The organism is Micromonospora sp. NPDC005087 (genome assembly GCF_042872965.1).
GTDB lineage: Bacteria > Actinomycetota > Actinomycetes > Mycobacteriales > Micromonosporaceae > Micromonospora.
The window spans coordinates 304825-321149 of sequence record NZ_JBIALB010000004.1 but is presented as its reverse complement, the minus strand read 5'-3'; the positions used below and the strand labels follow the sequence as shown (position 1 = coordinate 321149).

19 protein-coding genes are annotated in these 16325 nt (G+C 72.0%); 10 read left to right on the top strand and 9 right to left on the bottom strand.

Going from position 1 to position 16325, the window contains the following annotated elements; all coding sequences use genetic code 11:
- The first annotated feature begins 64 nt into the window (after window positions 1-64).
- Window positions 65-946: an aminotransferase class IV gene (locus ACFYPS_RS12585; RefSeq protein WP_354963577.1), complete on the top strand. Its 882-nt coding sequence runs from the start codon at window positions 65-67 to the stop codon at window positions 944-946.
- Window positions 947-949: 3 nt separating this feature from the next.
- On the opposite strand, the gene ACFYPS_RS12580 is transcribed toward ACFYPS_RS12585, so the two are convergent.
- Window positions 950-1540 (bottom strand): FABP family protein, encoded by a 591-nt coding sequence (locus ACFYPS_RS12580; RefSeq protein WP_354963576.1) that lies wholly within the window; start codon window positions 1538-1540, stop codon window positions 950-952.
- 5 nt (window positions 1541-1545) lie between these two features.
- Window positions 1546-1650, bottom strand: coding sequence for a small membrane protein MtfM (gene mtfM / locus ACFYPS_RS12575; RefSeq protein WP_030327764.1), 105 nt, complete (start codon window positions 1648-1650; stop codon window positions 1546-1548).
- A gap of 12 nt (window positions 1651-1662) precedes the next feature.
- Between mtfM and ACFYPS_RS12570 the strand changes: the two genes are divergently transcribed.
- From ACFYPS_RS12570 to ACFYPS_RS12560, 3 genes are all read left to right on the top strand, one after another.
- Window positions 1663-2037 carry a DsrE family protein gene (locus ACFYPS_RS12570; protein ID WP_387324435.1) on the top strand — a complete coding sequence of 125 codons (375 nt, stop codon included), beginning with the start codon at window positions 1663-1665 and terminating at the stop codon, window positions 2035-2037.
- 81 nt (window positions 2038-2118) lie between these two features.
- Window positions 2119-2499 carry an SCP2 sterol-binding domain-containing protein gene (locus tag ACFYPS_RS12565; RefSeq protein ID WP_354963574.1) on the top strand — a complete coding sequence of 127 codons (381 nt, stop codon included), beginning with the start codon at window positions 2119-2121 and terminating at the stop codon, window positions 2497-2499.
- On the top strand, window positions 2496-4532 hold the full coding sequence (locus tag ACFYPS_RS12560) for a glycogen debranching N-terminal domain-containing protein (RefSeq protein WP_354963573.1): 2037 nt from the start codon (window positions 2496-2498) through the stop codon (window positions 4530-4532). The genes ACFYPS_RS12565 and ACFYPS_RS12560 overlap by 4 nt, the downstream gene beginning before the upstream one ends.
- A 35-nt stretch (window positions 4533-4567) precedes the next feature.
- Here ACFYPS_RS12560 and ACFYPS_RS12555 read toward each other — a convergent pair whose 3' ends face one another.
- The 7 genes from ACFYPS_RS12555 to ACFYPS_RS12525 form a co-directional block, all read right to left on the bottom strand.
- Complete coding sequence (locus tag ACFYPS_RS12555; RefSeq protein ID WP_387324431.1) at window positions 4568-5416, bottom strand: hypothetical protein; 849 nt, start codon at window positions 5414-5416, stop codon at window positions 4568-4570.
- A gap of 58 nt (window positions 5417-5474) precedes the next feature.
- Window positions 5475-5987 (bottom strand): winged helix-turn-helix domain-containing protein, encoded by a 513-nt coding sequence (locus tag ACFYPS_RS12550; RefSeq protein ID WP_354963571.1) that lies wholly within the window; start codon window positions 5985-5987, stop codon window positions 5475-5477.
- Between the two features lie 255 nt (window positions 5988-6242).
- Window positions 6243-6563 (bottom strand): DUF1416 domain-containing protein, encoded by a 321-nt coding sequence (locus ACFYPS_RS12545; protein WP_089018777.1) that lies wholly within the window; start codon window positions 6561-6563, stop codon window positions 6243-6245.
- Between the two features lie 2 nt (window positions 6564-6565).
- Entirely contained in the window at window positions 6566-7414 is an 849-nt protein-coding gene (locus ACFYPS_RS12540; protein ID WP_354963570.1) for a sulfurtransferase, read from the bottom strand.
- A gap of 207 nt (window positions 7415-7621) precedes the next feature.
- Window positions 7622-7699: an Ms5788A family Cys-rich leader peptide gene (locus ACFYPS_RS12535; protein ID WP_310503780.1), complete on the bottom strand. Its 78-nt coding sequence runs from the start codon at window positions 7697-7699 to the stop codon at window positions 7622-7624.
- Window positions 7700-7805: 106 nt separating this feature from the next.
- Entirely contained in the window at window positions 7806-8594 is a 789-nt protein-coding gene (locus ACFYPS_RS12530; RefSeq protein WP_354963569.1) for a DUF2993 domain-containing protein, read from the bottom strand.
- Between the two features lie 107 nt (window positions 8595-8701).
- Window positions 8702-9733, bottom strand: coding sequence for a hypothetical protein (locus tag ACFYPS_RS12525; protein ID WP_387324427.1), 1032 nt, complete (start codon window positions 9731-9733; stop codon window positions 8702-8704).
- 242 nt (window positions 9734-9975) lie between these two features.
- Here ACFYPS_RS12525 and ACFYPS_RS12520 point away from each other — a divergent pair, with 242 nt between their 5' ends.
- The 6 genes from ACFYPS_RS12520 (at window position 9976) to pstA (ending at window position 16324) form a co-directional block, all read left to right on the top strand.
- Window positions 9976-10695: a response regulator transcription factor gene (locus tag ACFYPS_RS12520; protein ID WP_181518701.1), complete on the top strand. Its 720-nt coding sequence runs from the start codon at window positions 9976-9978 to the stop codon at window positions 10693-10695.
- A gap of 155 nt (window positions 10696-10850) precedes the next feature.
- Window positions 10851-11720 carry a polysaccharide deacetylase family protein gene (locus ACFYPS_RS12515; RefSeq protein WP_354963568.1) on the top strand — a complete coding sequence of 290 codons (870 nt, stop codon included), beginning with the start codon at window positions 10851-10853 and terminating at the stop codon, window positions 11718-11720.
- 63 nt (window positions 11721-11783) lie between these two features.
- Window positions 11784-12710 (top strand): mycothiol synthase, encoded by a 927-nt coding sequence (gene mshD, locus ACFYPS_RS12510; RefSeq protein WP_354963567.1) that lies wholly within the window; start codon window positions 11784-11786, stop codon window positions 12708-12710.
- Window positions 12711-13001: 291 nt separating this feature from the next.
- Entirely contained in the window at window positions 13002-14108 is a 1107-nt protein-coding gene (gene pstS / locus ACFYPS_RS12505; protein ID WP_387324423.1) for a phosphate ABC transporter substrate-binding protein PstS, read from the top strand.
- Window positions 14109-14147: 39 nt separating this feature from the next.
- Entirely contained in the window at window positions 14148-15239 is a 1092-nt protein-coding gene (gene pstC / locus ACFYPS_RS12500) for a phosphate ABC transporter permease subunit PstC (RefSeq protein WP_074314909.1), read from the top strand.
- Complete coding sequence (gene pstA / locus ACFYPS_RS12495; RefSeq protein ID WP_387324419.1) at window positions 15236-16324, top strand: phosphate ABC transporter permease PstA; 1089 nt, start codon at window positions 15236-15238, stop codon at window positions 16322-16324. Before pstC ends, pstA begins: the two co-directional genes overlap by 4 nt.
- Window position 16325 lies beyond the last annotated feature (1 nt).

Below are 16325 nucleotides of genomic sequence, written 5' to 3'. Positions count from 1 at the left end.
GATCATAGTTCGGCAACCATGCCGACCGCCGCACGCCGACGGACCGCCGCTACGCTCGACGGTCATGGTGCTGTCGTCCGTCGGAAAGGTCGCGGCCGATACGACCGCGCGGATCGCCATGCTCGGACACGGCCCGGTGCCAGCCCGCGAGCCCGTGCTCCGCGGCGACGACCTCGGGGTGCTCCGCGGCGACGGCCTCTTCGAGACCATGCATCTGCGCCGGGGCCGGCCGTGGCTGCGCGACGAGCACCTCGCCCGGCTGGCCGCGGCGGCCGCCGCCGTCGAGCTGCCCCTGCCATCCGCCGCCGCGCTGATCGAGCTGCTCGACACGGTGTGCGCGGGGTGGCCGGCGCAGGTGGAGGGGGCTCTGCGGCTGGTCTGCACCCGGGGCCCGGAGGCCGGCGGCCCACCGACCGTCTACGCCACCCTGGCCGAGGTGCCGGCGTCGTCCCGCGCGGCCCGCCGGAACGGGATCAGTGTGGCGACCCTGCCGCTGGGGGTGCCCGCCGACGCGCGCACCGGGCTGGACTGGCTGCCGGCCGGGATCAAGTCCACCTCGTACGCGGTCAACAGCGCCGCCCGCCGTTGGGCCAACCGGGCGGGGGTGGACGACGTGCTCTGGATCTCGTCGGACGGCTACGCGCTGGAGGGCCCGACCGCGAACGTGGTGTGGCTCACCGGCGACACGCTCTGCACGGTGCCCGCCGCCACCACCGGCATCCTGCCCGGCACGACCGCCGCCTGGCTGCTGGGCCATGCCGGCGAGTTGGGCCTGACCGCCGCCGAGCGGATGGTCACCTTGGCCGAGCTGCACGACGCGGACGGCATCTGGTTCAGCTCATCGGTGCGCGGGATCACCGAGGTGCGCACCCTGGACGGGGTACGCCGGGACCGGTCCCCGCGCACCCCCGCCCTGCACGCTCTGTTGGGTTTCGCCGTCGCCTGAGGGTCAGCCGCCGACCCGAACGAGCCGGGCGGAGAGGTGAGCGCTGAGCGGGTGCCCCATCGCGGCCATCTCCTGGGCGTAGAGCAGCGCACCCTCGACGATGCCGAAGAGCCGCTGCCCGCCGGTCACCTCCTTGGCGGTCGCCGTCCGGACCACCGCGTCGGTGGCGAACTCGACCTGGGTGCCGGTGCGCTTGCCGAGGTGCAGCTCCATCACCCCGTTCGGGGTGGTCAGCAGGGCCTCCAGCTCGTCGGTGGCCCGGCCGTCCACCAGCACCGGCCGCCACCAGCCGACCTCGCGCCCGGCCGGGCGGACCGGCTGGCTCTGCTCGTCGAGGATCCAGGCCCGCGACTCGTAGTGCAGGAACGGCCGACCGTCGTGGCTGATCCGGATCTCCTGCGCGTAGTCGAAGTCCTCGATGGTGGGGAAACCGCCCTTGCCGCGGCCGCGCCACAGCCCGATGTAGGGCAGCAGGCCGTCCAGCGCGGGGTGCAGCTTCGGACCGACCCGCAGGTCGTGACTCTCCTCGAACGGGTACGGGTCGACCGGCGGCGCGTTCAGCCACGGGGGCTGCAGCGGGTTCTCGTCGCTCACCAGTGTCACCAACGTCCTCTCGATATGCGTACGGCGAGGTAGACCAGGCCACCGGCGAGCCCGCCCAGGCCGGCGACCAGCAGGCTGACGAACCCGATCTCGGTAACCATCCCGGCCATCCTATGCTGGGCCCCATGGCCCGCTCTCTCGTCGTCAAGGCCACCGCTGGGGCGGACGCCCCGGAGCGGTGCGCACAGGCGTTCACGGTCGCCGCGACCGCGGTCGCGGCCGGGGTGGACGTGTCGCTCTGGCTGACCGGCGAGTCGACCTGGTTCGCGCTGCCCGGCCGCGCCCAGGAGTTCGAGCTGCCACATTCGGCGCCGCTGGCCGAGCTGCTGCACGTCATCCTGACCAGTGGCCGGGTGACCGCCTGCACCCAGTGCGCGGCCCGCCGCGAGATCGGACCGGACGACGTGCTGCCCGGCGTCCGGATCGCCGGCGCCGCGGTCTTCGTCGAGGAGTCCCTGGCCGAGGGAGCGCAGGCGCTGGTCTACTGACCGGCGGCACGCCTCGGCGGCCGGTCGGGGCGGAGTGCGGATACCGACCCGACATCTCGGACGGCTGCCTACGATTCGGGTGTGACCGAGGTGACGGAGAGGTTCTTCGAATCGCTGCCGGCGCGGGCCCCGGCGGTCCTCGGTGGCCTGGCGGACGGCACCCTTCAGATCGACCTCACCACCGACGACGCGACCGAGCACTGGCTGGTTCGGATGCGGCCGGGATCGGTCCAGGTCAGCCGTCACCGCGGGCCGGCCGACGCCATCTGGTACAGCAGCGCGGCCCTGTTCGACCGGCTGGTGACCGGCGAGGCCCAGGGGGTCGCGGCGGTGCTGCGCAACGAGAGCACGTTCAGCGGGAACGTGGTGCTCTTCCTGGCCTTTCGGCGGTTCTTCCCCGACCCGCCGGGCACCCGCGACCCGCGCGAGGTGGCCCGGAAGCAGGCCGGGCGGCAGGCGTGAAGGATCTGGTCAGCATCCTGGACGGCAACACCTTCCTGGTCAGCGACCGGACGGGAGACATCGAGCCGTCCTATGACTTCCCGACCGGGCTGTTCTCCTTCGACACCCGGTTCCTGTCCAACTGGGTGCTGACCGTGAACGGCGAGCGGCTGCACACCCTCTCGATGGACGACTCCGAGTCGTACCGGACGAAGTTCTTCCTCGCTCCCGGCGAACCCACCCACTACCTCGACGCCAAGACATCGGTGATCCGCAACCGGGCGATCGTCGGCAGCTTCGAGGAGGTGCTGACCGTGCTGAACCACGCGGGAGAGGAGGTCGAGTTCACCGTACGGATGGAGATGGGAGCCGACTTCGCCGACCTGTTCGAGATCAAGAACGCCCGGCAGAAGCGGGGGCGGACGACGGTCACGGCGGCCGACAACGAGCTGCGGCTGACGTACCGGCGGGAGGCGTTCCACCGGGAGACGGTGATCAGCTCCAGCATGCCGGCAACGGTCGACGCGGCCGGAATGACCTTCCGGATCCGAATCCCCCCCAACAGCGAGTGGCAGACCCGGTTGCACGTGTCCACCATCGTGTACGGGGCGCGGGGGGAGGACATCCGGGCCACCCTGCCGTACGGCGGCAGCCGTAGCGCGGACGTCATCCGCGCCGAGCAGCAGGAGCTGATCGACCGCGCGCCGAAGCTCGGCTGCGACTGCGAGCCGCTGGCCGGGGCGTACCGGCGCAGCCTCAACGACCTGGCCGCGCTGCGCTACGAGTCGATCACCCTGGGCGTACGGCTGCTCGCCGCCGGGCTGCCGTGGTTCATGACCCTGTTCGGCCGGGACAGCATCATCACCTCGTTGCAGGTGCTGCCGTTCCTGCCGGAGCTGATCCCGCCGACCATCCTGATGCTGGCCGGGTTGCAGGGGCACCGGGTGGACGACTTCCGCGACGAGGAGCCGGGCAAGATCCTGCACGAGCTGCGATACGGGGAGACGGCCGGTTTCGAGGAGCAGCCACACTCGCCGTACTACGGGTCGGCCGACTCGACGCCGCTGTTCATCATCCTGCTCGACGAGTACGAGCGCTGGACCGGCGACGCCCAACTGGTCCGGCGGTTGGAGCCGCACGTGCGGGCGGCACTGAATTGGATCGACACCTACGGTGACCTGCTCGGCACCGGCTACCTCTGGTATCAGACCCGCAACCCGGAGACCGGCCTGAAGAACCAGTGCTGGAAGGATTCCTGGGACGCCATCTCGTACGCCGACGGTCGGATGCCCGGCTTTCCCCGAGCCACCTGCGAGTTGCAGGGCTACGCGTACGACGCGAAGATGCGGGCCGCCCGGCTGGCCCGGACGTTCTGGGGGGACCCGGCCTACGCCGACCGGCTGGAACGGGAGGCGGCCACCCTCAAGCAGCGGTTCAACCACGACTTCTGGATCGCCGACCGCGGGTACTTCGCGCTCGCCCTGGACGCCGACGGCCGGCAGGTCGACGCGCTGTCGTCGAACATCGGGCACCTGCTCTGGAGCGGCATCGTCGACGAGTCCCGGGCCGGCAAGGTGGTCGAACACCTGCTCGGGCCGCGACTGTTCTCCGGCTGGGGGGTGCGGACCCTCGCCGAGGACCAGAGCCGGTACAACCCGATCGGCTACCACGTGGGCACCGTCTGGCCGTTCGACAACTCGATCATCGCCTGGGGGCTGTGGCGGTACGGCTTCCGGGACGAGGCCGGGCAGATCTGCAGCGCGATGCTGGCCGCCTCGCGCTACTTCGGCGGACGGCTGCCGGAGGCGTTCGCCGGCTACGCCCGTGACCTCACCGACTACCCGGTGGAGTACCCGACCGCGTGCAGCCCGCAGGCCTGGTCGACCGGCACCCCGCTGCTGCTGCTGCGGGTGATGCTGGGGCTGGAGCCGCAGGGCGAGCACCTGATCATCGATCCGGCCGTGCCCCCGGGCCTGGGCCGGGTCGAGTTGCTGGACATTCCCGGCCGGTGGGGTCGGATCGACGCGCTGGGCCGCAGCCGCGACCCGGAGTAGCCGCCGGGCGGCTGACCCTGCCGGGGGCGCCCGGCTCAGCCCGGACAGCCGACGGTGGCGGCCAGCCGGGCGGCGTCCGGCGTGAGTTCGGCCAGCACCGTGACCGGGCCCGCGCGGTACGCGTACACCGGAGGGTTGTCCAGCAGTGGGGCGCCGCCGGCCAGCGGGGTGAGCCCGCCGGCCGACCCGGCGGCGGCGGACCGCGCGGTACGGGCCAGCACGCCGCCCGGGCAGGGCGCGGTGACCAGCTCCGGGGCGGCGTCGGCAGGCTGGCCGAGTGCTCGCAGCGCGGCCGTCAGGGCGGTGGCCTCCGGGCCGGCGTCGGTGGCCGGCGGCGGCGCGTAGCCGGAGCCGACCGGCCGACAGCCGGTGTCCACGGTCAGGCGGATCCGACCGTCCCCGGTCGGCCGGCCCTCGACGGCGACGAACTCCCCGGCGTCGGCGCGCAGCTCCGGGCCGTCCAGCCCGGGCCCGACCCCGGCGCGCCAGCTCGCGGGAAGTCGATCGGCGATCCCGGACAGCACGGCCCGCTCGGTGCCGACGGCCGCGAGCACGCCGACCTCACGCCGCAGCGTGGCGCCGTCGGCCAACGGGGTGACGCGGCAGCCTGACTCGACCCGCGCCGGCCCCAGCTCCAGCAGCCCGGCCGCGCCGGACGCCCGGGCCAGCTCTCCGACCGCCCGGTCGACCACCGGACCGGCCTGGTCGAGGGAGCGCTGCTCCCGCACGGTCGGTGCGTCGTCGCGGACCGACGTCCAGGCGAGCACGGCCAGCAGTACGGCCCAGACCGCGGTCGCGACCAGCAGCCAGCGCCGCCGCCAGGCAGGTGCCGGGGCGGCGGGACCGGTCGACGGGGCCCACCCCGTCCGGACAGCTCCGCTCACCCGGCCATGGTGTCACGGGCGGTCCGACGGCGATCGACGGAGTCGGGCGCGCTGGCGGTCAGGCGGGCCGGGGCGGCGGATCGATGCGGTAGCCGACCCCCCGCACGGTGTGCACCCGCGGCCCGCCCGGCAGGGCGCGCAGCTTGTGCCGGAGTCGCTTGACCGCGGAGTGCAGGATCGCGGTGTCCCCCAGGTACGCGCCGTTCCAGATGGCTGCGAAGAGCTGTTCGTAGCTCCACACCACCAGCGGCGGGCCGATCAGCCGGGCGAGCAACTCCCGCTCGGTGCGGGTGAGCGGGAGCGGATCGCCACACCAGGTGACCAGGTGACCGGCGCGGTCGACGACCAGCTCACCCCAGCTGACCGGCCCATGCTGGGCCGCGGGTGGGCCTACGGGCGCGATGGTCAGGGCCGCACCCCGGGGCGGCGACGGGAGCAACATCGCCCGCAGCTCGGTCAGGTCGGCGCAGCTCACCACCGGGCCGACCCCGTCGAGCTGGCGCACCACCCGCTCGCGCATCGAGACGTCCGCACTCACGCAGACGACGATCGGGACCTCTTCACCGGACACGCCGCCTCCACCCGCACCAACCGTATTGAGCGTGACTTCCACCCGACGATAGTGACGCATGCCGATGGATTCTGGGGGGCCGACCCGCGATCAGGATAGCGCCGCGTCACTGACCAGGCACTGACCGGCGTTATGCATTGAGCACCGCCAGGGACACGGCGCCGGTGGCGCAGACGCCACCGGTATCTGAGGCGAAACCTCCGGGGCCGCTCACCCTCGCGGGTGAACGGCCCCGGCCGAGCGGAGGGTGGGTTGTCAGGCGACGGTGACGCTGACCTCGTTGATGCCCCGGCCGGCGGTGACGGCGGTGTCGCCGTTGCCGTGCCGGGACAGGGCCCGCAGCGTCCAGGCACCCGGCGCGGCGAAGAACCGGAACTGGCCGGCCGCCGAGGTGACCACCTCGGCCGTGAACTCGCCGGTCGAGTCGAGCAGCCGGACGTACGCGCCCGGCACCGCCTCGTCCGCCGCCGAGCGGACGATGCCGGTGATCACGGTTTCCTTCTCCAGGTCCAGGCTGGCCGGCAGGGGCGCGGCCTGGTCGGGTGCGGCGCAACCCGCAGCGGTGGGAGCGGTCATCGTCAGGCCTCCCCGGGCTCGTCGCCGAGCGCGACCGGCACGCCGACCAGCGAGCCGTACTCGGTCCAGGATCCGTCGTAGTTCTTGACGTTGCGGTGGCCGAGCAGCTCCTGGAGGACGAACCAGGTGTGCGAGGAGCGCTCACCGATCCGGCAGTAGGCGATGGTCTCCTTGCCGTCGTCGAGGCCGGCGTCGCCGTAGATCTTGCGGAGCTCGTCGTCGGACCGGAAGGTGCCGTCCTCGTTGGCCGCCTTGGACCACGGGACGCTGATCGCGGTGGGGATGTGACCGGCCCGCTGCGCCTGCTCCTGCGGCAGGTGGGCGGGGGCGAGCAGCCGACCGGCGAACTCGTCGGGGCTGCGTACGTCGACCAGGTTCTTCGTGCCGATCGCGGCGACGACCTCGTCGCGGAAGGCCCGGATGGAGGTGTCCGGCTCCTGCGCGACGTACTGCGTCGCCGCGCGGGTCACCGTCTCGGTGACGAGCGGGCGCGCGTCCAGTTCCCACTTCTTGCGACCGCCGTCGAGCAGCTTCACGTCGCGGTGGCCGTAGAGCTTGAAGTACCAGTAGGCGTACGCGGCGAACCAGTTGTTGTTGCCGCCGTACAGGATGACGGTGTCGTCGTTGCTGATGCCCCGCTCGGAGAGCAGCGCCTCGAACTGGGTCTTGTTGACGAAGTCCCGGCGGACCTGGTCCTGCAGGTCGATCTTCCAGTCGATCTTGATGGCACCGGCGATGTGGCCGGTGTCGTAGGCCGAGGTGTCCTCGTCGACCTCGACGAAGACGACGCCCGGGGCGTCGAGGTTCTTCTCGGCCCACTCGGCCGAAACGAGTGCGGTGTCGCGACTCATCGAATCACTCCCTGGTGAGGATGGATGGTGAGCCAACGCGCGAGATCGATGGATTGAACTGTCGCACCACGCGCGGGACCCAGCGGAAGGACGGGATCACGGGTTCGTGCGACGGCGCCGCTGCCGGGCTTTCGGTGGGATCACCGGAGGGTGCAAGGACCCTGCGTGCCGGTGGCCGCCGTCAGGCGGCCGGAAACAGCCCCGCCGTCAGATGACGGGGCGACACAGGCAGGTGGCCACGCGGCACAGGTCGACCGCGCGCCGTTTGGTGAGGTGGGTCCCCATGGCCACAGAGCCTACCAGCCAGTGACGGGGCTGCCACCGGGTCGACCAGCATCCGGGAATCGCCCGGGCGGCAGGCAGGGCCGGCATCTGATCGCCGGCGGCGCGCTCAACCCGCGGAGTTGATCGGCACGTTCTTCGCGTCGGCGGTGACCGCGAGCCCCTCGGGCAGCGGCCGGACCTCCCGGACGGCGAGCTGGAACGGCAGGTCGGGCAGGGGCACGTCGACGGAGATGCCCTTGGCGTAGTTGTTCAGCAGGGTGCGGGCCAGCGGCAGGTTCGGCAGGCCTGCGGCGTCCAGATCGTTGAAACGCAGGGCGACGGCACCGCTCTCGGCGACGGTGACGTCGGCGGTGCCGCTGACGGTGAGCTTCTGGCCGAGGATGTCGACCGGGGCGGTGACGGTGAGCTTGCCGCCCTGCTCGCCGAGGGTGAGCCCGGGTCGGTCCAGCAACGCGGCGAGACTGTCGTAGCTGATCGTGCCGGTGCCGTCGACGGTGTCCGCCACGACGTCGCCCTGACCGGTGCGCAGGGTGTCCAGTGACGCCCGCACGTTACGGGCGTCCACATCCAACACCGGCAGCCGCACGGCGTCGCCCTCCACCGAGGCCTGCACGTCCCGCAGCTTGATGGAGATCCGCTGGTAGCGGCCGTCCAGCACCTGGGTGAGGAACGGAGTCCCGCCGACCTCGACGTCGGGCTCGGCGGACTGCGCGCCCTGCTTGGTGACCTCCTGGCTCACCCGGTCGGCGATGGCCCGCTCGGCCACCCCGACCGCCACCCGGTCGGCGATCACCAGCAGCACCGCCACCAGCACGAGCAGGACGACCAGGCCGACGAGCAGCTTGCGACCGCGCCTTCGGGGACGGGCTTCGTCCGCCGGATACTCCTGGGCCACGCCGCCGCCTCCTGTCTCCTGCCGCCGCGGTGCGACGGGCCGTTCGTACCGGCGCCGCAGGGCGGCGCACCCGTAGGTACCCGACCGGCTCCGGGCTCAACCGTGGCTCAGAGGAAGAGCATGCACATGGCGTACGCGGCCGGGGCGGCCAGGGCGAAGCCGCCGAGCGGACCCTGCATGTGCCGGGCTACCCACATGGTGGGTGGTTCGCCGGCCATCAGCCGGCCCGCCTCGGCGTACCCGACAGCGAGGTCGGAGAGCACGGCGGTGACCGCCGCGACCAGGCCGATCACCGCGGCCCGGGTGGGCGTGAAGGGGGCCACCAGGTAGCTGCCCAGAAGCGCGCTGATCAGCGTGCCGACCATCGCGCCGACGACCACGCCGGCGGCGCCCCGGGGCACCTGCGGGGCCAGCCGGGGCCAGGGCAGCACCGCGTCGGTGAGCCGGGCGACGGTCAGCGCGACTCCGCTCGCGGTCAGGCAGACCGTGATCGCCTGGGTGCCGGCGGGGATCCGGCTGAGCACGATCAGGGTGCCGAAGGCGACCACTCCGACCACGATGAGCAGCGTGGCGCCGAGCGAGTCGGTGACCCGGACCCGGTCGACCCGGCGGACCAGCTGACCGAGCACCGCGGCGAGGAACCCGCCGGCTGCCAGGTAGCCCAGCGGCGCCAGGCCGGCGATGTCGGTCTGCACCGCGGCGATGTCGGCGACCGCGGCGACCGCGGCGCTGATCCCGGCGACCAGCAGCAGCGCGGGTGGGCGCATGGCCATCGTCCAGGCGAGCACGAACAGCAGCTGGACGCCGAAGATGATGAAGGCGAACGGCAGCCGGTGACCGGGGCCCGAGGTCTGCGCGCCGAGCACCAGGCCGACACCGAGCAGCGCCGCGAAACCGGCGATCGTCAGCGCCAGCGGGCGGCGCACCTCGACCGGGGGTACGACCTCCTCCTCCGGCTCGTCGATCTCGTCCTCGGAGCGGCGGGCCGGCTCCCCGGCTCGGCGGGCACGGCGGGGCCCACCCCGTTCACGGCGTTCGCCGTCGGTGACGGGCGGCCCGGTGCGCGGCACGGGCGGGTGGCCACGGGTCGGGGCGGCCGGGCCCGGGCGGGGCCCGTCGGGCGAGGTGGAAGGAAACACGCCCCGATCGTGCCAGACCGACCGCCCGACGCGGTGGTCACGGGTTTCAGCAGCGTTAAAACCTGCGCCACGATCAGGGGCAAGGGCGGACAAACGGGAAACGATCCGAGGGCGCAACCGAGGCGATCAGTTACGCTCAACCCGTTACCCGCCCGTCAGCGACGCCGGGACCACGCAAATTTCTCAGCGCACGTTCCGTGAGTGTGTCTGGTCGCGTGCGGCCGCGTGCCGCCGGGACGGAGGTGATCGTGGAGATCCTGCTGCTGGTGACCGCACGCGCAGGGGAACCGTCCGCTGTGCTGCCGGCACTCGACCTGCTGCCGCACTCGGTCCGCACCGCGCCGCGTGACGTCCGCACCCTGGTCGCCGGCCCCAGCCCGGACGCGGTCATGGTGGACGCGCGGTCGGAGCTGAGCGAGGCCCGCGCGACCTGTCGCATGCTGCACGCCACCGGGCTCGGCGTGCCGCTGGTCGCGGTGGTGACCGAGGCCGGTCTGATCGCGTTGAACGCCGACTGGGGGGTCGACGACGTCATCCTCGCTTCGGCCGGCCCCGCCGAGGTGGAGGCGCGGCTGCGGCTCGCGGTGGGTCGGCTGAGCAACGCGACCGCCGGCGCCGGCGGCTCGATCCGGGCGGGCGAGCTGACCATCGATCCGGACACCTACGCCGCGAAGCTGAAGGGCCGTCCCCTCGATCTCACCTACAAGGAGTTCGAGCTGCTGAAGTTCCTCGCGCAGCACCCGGGCCGCGTGTTCACCCGGGACCAGCTGCTGCGCGAGGTCTGGGGGTACGACTACTTCGGCGGCACCCGCACGGTGGACGTGCACGTCCGGCGGCTGCGCGCCAAGCTCGGCTCGGAGTACGAGTCGATGATCGGCACCGTCCGCCAGGTGGGTTACAAGTTCGTCGTTCCGCCGTCGCGGTCGCTGCCCGAGGCGGAGCACGCGCCACTGCCCGTCTGACCTCACGTCACTCGGGGGACGGTTCCCCGTATGCCCTTTTTGCGCAGCTCGTCAGTTCTATTCTGACTGCCGGGTTTGTCGGAGAAAGGGGCGACGGTGCGCGCAGTGACCACGGGGGCGACGGGCCGGCGTGACCGGCCAGCCGGGCGGAAGCCGTGACGCCGAGCAACCCGACCGTCCGGGCGGCGGGAATCGTGACGGTGGTGACGGTGGCGCTGCTCGGCTCGGCGTACGTGCTGGGCCGCAGCCTCATCCCCGACCAGCCCCAGCGGCAGGCCACCGGGGTCACCGCGAACGCCGACGAGCCGCACTACGCCGACCAAGCCCCCGGCGACAAGCCGAGCGGGACCCCGACCTCCGGTCCCAGCGGCGGCCCCACCGACGCGGGTCAGGACGGGTCGGGGCGGGACGCCCAGGGTGACCAGCTGTTCGGCGCGCACTCCACCACCGGCAGCGAGCGGCTCGCGCTGACCTTCGACGACGGACCGGACCCGCGCTACACCCCGCAGGTGCTCGCCACGCTGCGCGAGTTCGACGTCAAGGCCACGTTCTGCGTGGTCGGCGAGAACGCGCAGGACCACCCCGATCTGATTCAGGCGATCGTGGCCGACGGACACACCTTGTGCAACCACTCCTGGCACCACGACGTCACGCTGGGCAACCGTTCGGCGGACATGATCCGCGCCGACCTGTCGCGGACCAACGAGGCGATCCGGGCAGCGGTGCCGGACGCGCCGATCGTCTGGTACCGCCAGCCCGGCGGCGCCTGGACCTACCCCGTCGTGTCGGTGGCGCAGCAACTCGGCATGACTCCGCTGCACTGGTCGGTGGACCCGTCGGACTGGGAGGCACCCGGCGCCGGCAAGATCGCCGCATCGGTTGTCACCCAGGTCGAACCGGGCTCGGTGGTCCTGCTGCACGACGCCGGCGGGGACCGGCAGGGCACGGTGGACGCACTGCGCCGGATCCTGCCCGATCTGACTCAGCGGTTCGAGCTGGAGGCGCTGCCCGCCGATCCGACGTGAGCCGCCCCGCACCACGGCCTGGGATCCCGGCGGACCGCGGTTCCCGGCGACTACGGTGACGGGATGAGCAGCGCCGAGCCGACCAGCGACCAGGTGACCCGGACCGACCGACTGGCTCCGGCGGAGATCGCCGACGTGTTGACCCTCGCCCGTTCCGCAGGCGACACCGACGGCGCGGACCCGCTCGACGAGCACGTCCTGCTCCGGCTGCGCGACCCGGACGCCCCGGCCGTGCACCTGATCGCCCGCGGCGACGACGGCGTTCTCACCGGGTACGCGCACCTGGACACGACCGACCCGGTCGGCGGGATCGGGGTGGAGCTGGTGGTGCACCCCGCGTACCGGCGGCGGGGCACCGGGCGGGCTCTGGCGCGGGGCGTGCTCGCCTCGGCCACCGGGCCATTGCGGGCCTGGGCACACGGTGACCACCCCTCGGCGGCCGCACTCGCGGTCGACCTCGGGTTCACCCGCGCACGGGTGCTCTGGCAACTGCGCCGACCACTGGCCGCCCCGCTGACGTTGCCGCGACTGCCCGACGGAGTGGTGCTGCGCGCGTTCCGGCCGGGGGCCGACGACGCCGCCTGGCTGGCCCTCAACGCGCGGGCCTTCGCCGAGCACCCCGAGCAGGGCCGCTGGACCTCGGACGACCTCCGGGTCCGCCTCGCCGAGCCATGGTTCGACCCGGCCGGCTTCCTGCTCGCCGAGGAGACCGCCACCGGCCGGCTGCTCGGCTTCCACTGGACCAAGGTGCACGAGCGCCCCGGGTCGGCCCGGATCGGCGAGGTGTACGTGCTCGGTGTGGAGCCGACCGCGCACGGCGGTGGGCTCGGCCGGGCGTTGACCAATGCCGGGCTGGCGTACCTGCGGGACCGGCGCGGGCTGGACCGGGTGATGCTCTACGTGGACGAGTCGAACACCGGGGCGGTCGCGCTCTACGAGCGGCTCGGCTTCGCCCGCTGGTCCGCGCACATCAACTATCACCTCGGCTGACCGCCGGTCGCCGCCGCGGCCGGGTCACTGGCGGGTAACGGCCGCGCGTCGGCGAGATAACACCGTACCGGAAATATAGCCATACTTCTGACAGGTGTACCCGGGTTCATTTAACGGACAACTCACCCTCAGCAAGCGGTCACCTCGGCGGCCGTACGTGTTCACCTTGCGTTCACTTGCGACCGGCGAACCGGCTACCTGGCACTTCTAACTTTCGTGTCAGCCGGTCAGTGCCGGTCCTCGGGCCCCGGGATCGGGGCGCCAAGTCAGACGCGAAGGGAAACCCCTCAGGTGAAGCTCCAGCGGTACGGCACTATTGCCTGCCTCGCTCTTGCCGCGACGCTCGGCCTCAGTGCATGCGGCTCGGACAACAACGAGCCCGCCTCCGGCGCCAGCGCTTCGGGCTCGGCCGCCGCGGTCGACTGCGCTACCGGAACGCTGAACGCCCAGGGCTCGTCGGCGCAGAAGAACGCCATGGCCGAGTGGATCAAGGCGTACCAGCAGAAGTGCCAGGGCACCACGATCAACTACGAGCCGACCGGCTCGGGCGCCGGCATCCAGGCGTTCATCGCCGGGACCGCCGACTTCGCCGGCTCCGACTCCGCGCTCAAGCCGGAGGAGCAGCCGCAGGCGGACGCCAAGTGCGTCGGTGGCAAGGCCATCCACCTGCCGATGGTGATCGGCCCGGTGGCCATCGCCTACAACGTCAGCGGCGTGGACAACCTCCAGCTCAAGCCGGCCACCCTGGCGAAGATCTTCGCCGGCAAGGTGACCAAGTGGGACGACGCGGCGATCAAGGCCGACAACCCGGGTGCCACGCTCCCGGCGACCACCATCCAGACCGTCCACCGCTCGGACGAGTCGGGCACCACCGACAACTTCACCAACTTCCTGTCTAAGACCGCCGAGGCCGACTGGACCCTGGGCAAGGCCAAGGCGTGGAAGGCCCCGGGCGGTACCGGCGCCAAGGGCTCGGACGGCGTGGCCAGCTCAGTAAAGGGCGCCGACGGCTCCATCGGCTACATGGAGTGGTCGTTCGCTGAGAACGCCGGCCTGAAGATGTCCAAGATCGGCAACGGCAACGGTGAGTTCGCCGCGCTGACCGCCGAGGCGGCTGGCAAGACCATCGCCGGTGCCAAGGTCGAGGGCCAGGGCGACGACCTCAAGCTGTCGATCGACTACAACACCAAGGAGGCCGGGGCCTACCCGATCGTCCTGGCGACGTACGAGATCGTCTGCAGCAAGGGCCTCGCGGCCGACAAGCTGAAGCTGGTCAAGGGTCTGCTGGGCTACGCCGCCAGCGCCGAGGGCCAGAACTCGCTGACCGACCTGGGCTACGCCCCGCTGCCGGAGACGGTCCGCACCAAGGTCGAGACCGCGGTCGAGAACCTCTCCTGACCCGACCCCACCACCTCCGCAACCGAATCGAGCGAGCAGATGGGTGAAACCCCTCACCGCTCGGCCGACGCCGGCACCGGCGGGACGCGCGTGACCCAGAGTCACGAGTGGCCCGCCGGTGCCTCGGCGCGTGTGGCCGAGGCACCAGTCAGCACCCGTTCCCCGGGCGGCGCCGGGCTGGGCGGCGGCGGCGCGCTTCCGCGCAGCCGGAAATTCGGCGCCGAGCGGGCCTTCCGCGGTCTCACCCTGGCCGCCGGCACCGCCGTTCTGGTCATCATCGCCGCCATTGCGATCTTCCTGATCGCCAAGGCGGTGCCGGCCCTGCGCGCCAACACCGAGAACTTCTGGTCCTACGAGGGCTGGTCCCCCAACGAGACGCAGCCCAAGTTCGGCATCGGCACGCTCGCCTTCGGCACCGTGCTCAGCTCGGCGCTGGCGCTGCTCATGGCAGTGCCGGTGGCGCTGGGCATCGCGCTCTACCTCTCGCACTACGCGCCGCGCCGGCTGGGCACCGCGCTCGGCTTCCTGGTCGACCTGCTCGCCGCCGTGCCGAGTGTGGTCTTCGGTCTCTGGGGGCGGGACATCTTCATCAACCCGGTCCGGGACTTCTCGGTCTGGCTGAACGAGTACTTCGGCTGGATCCCGATCTTCGGCGGTGACGGCCCGTTCGGTAAGTCGATCATGCTGGGCGCCCTGGTGCTCGCGATCATGGTGCTGCCGATCATCACCTCGCTCTCCCGCGAGGTGTTCCTCCAGACGCCGACCGCGAACGAGGAGGCCGCCCTCGCCCTGGGCGCCACCCGCTGGGAGATGCTCCGCACCGCGGTGCTGCCCTACGGCCGCCCCGGCATCATCGCCGCGGTGATGCTCGGCCTCGGCCGGGCGCTCGGCGAGACCATCGCCCTGGCGCTGACCCTCGGCATCACCTTCGGCATCTCGTTCAACCTGATCCAGAACGGCGGCAACACCATCGCCGCCAACATCGCCAACGCGTTCGGCGAGGCGAACGAGACCGGCCGCGGCGCGCTCATCGCCTCCGGCCTGGTGCTGTTCACCATCACGCTGATCGTCAACATCACGGCGCGGGCGATCATCTACCGCCGCCGGGAGTTCACGGAGTCGGCCGCATGACCACCACCGTCACCTCCCACCGCACCCGCCCGGCGGCCCAGCCCGCCTCGCTGCGGGCCCGGCGGCTGCCCTGGTACGCCGCACCGGCAATCGCCGTTGCGGCCCTGGCGCTCTCCACCGTGATCGTCTACGGCACCGACATCGGCGGCCCGGTCCTCGTGGTCGCCCTCGGCGCGGTGCTCTACCTGATCGGGCTCTTCGCCGCGGCCAACGCGGTCGAGGGGCGCCGCTCGGCCCGCAACCGCACCTGGAGCGCGCTGATCCACTCCGCGTTCGTGCTGGCGGTCCTGCCGCTCGTGTCCGTGGTGTGGACGCTGGTCAGCAAGGGCGCCGATCGGCTGGACGCCAACTTCTTCCAGACCTCGATGAACAACATCGGGGCCCGCGACGCCAACGGCGGCGCCTACCACGCGATCGTCGGCACGCTGGAGCAGGTCGGCATCGCCACCCTGATCACCGTGCCGCTCGGCATCCTCTGCGCCATCTACATCGTCGAGTACGGCCGGGGCAAGTTCGCCTTCGCGATCCGGTTCTTCGTGGACGTCATGACCGGCATCCCGTCGATCGTCTCCGGCCTCTTCGTGCTGGCGTTCTGGGTGCTCGTCGTGTCGCCTTGGTTCAACGACGGTCGGCCGAGCTTCTCCGGCTTCGCCGCCGCGCTCGCGCTGAGCGTGCTGATGCTGCCCACCATCGTCCGGTCCACCGAGGAGATGCTCCGCCTCGTCCCGGCGCCGCTGCGCGAGGGTGCCTACGCGCTCGGCGTACCCAAGTGGAAGACCATCCTGCGGGTGGTCCTGCCGACGGCGCTGCCCGGCATCGTCACCGGCGTCATGCTCGCCATCGCCCGTGCGGCCGGCGAGACCGCGCCGGTGCTGCTGGTCGCCGGCGGTGGCGCCGCGATCAACACCAACCCCTTCGAGAACAACCAGTCGTCGCTGTCCCTCTTCGTCTACCAGCAGGCCGGTGATGCGTCGAGGTACGCGCCGGCACGGGCGTGGACCGCGGCACTCACCCTGGTCGCCCTCGTGCTGATCCTGACGATCGCGGCGAAGCTGCTGGCCCGCCGAAACCGGCTCAGCCGATGAA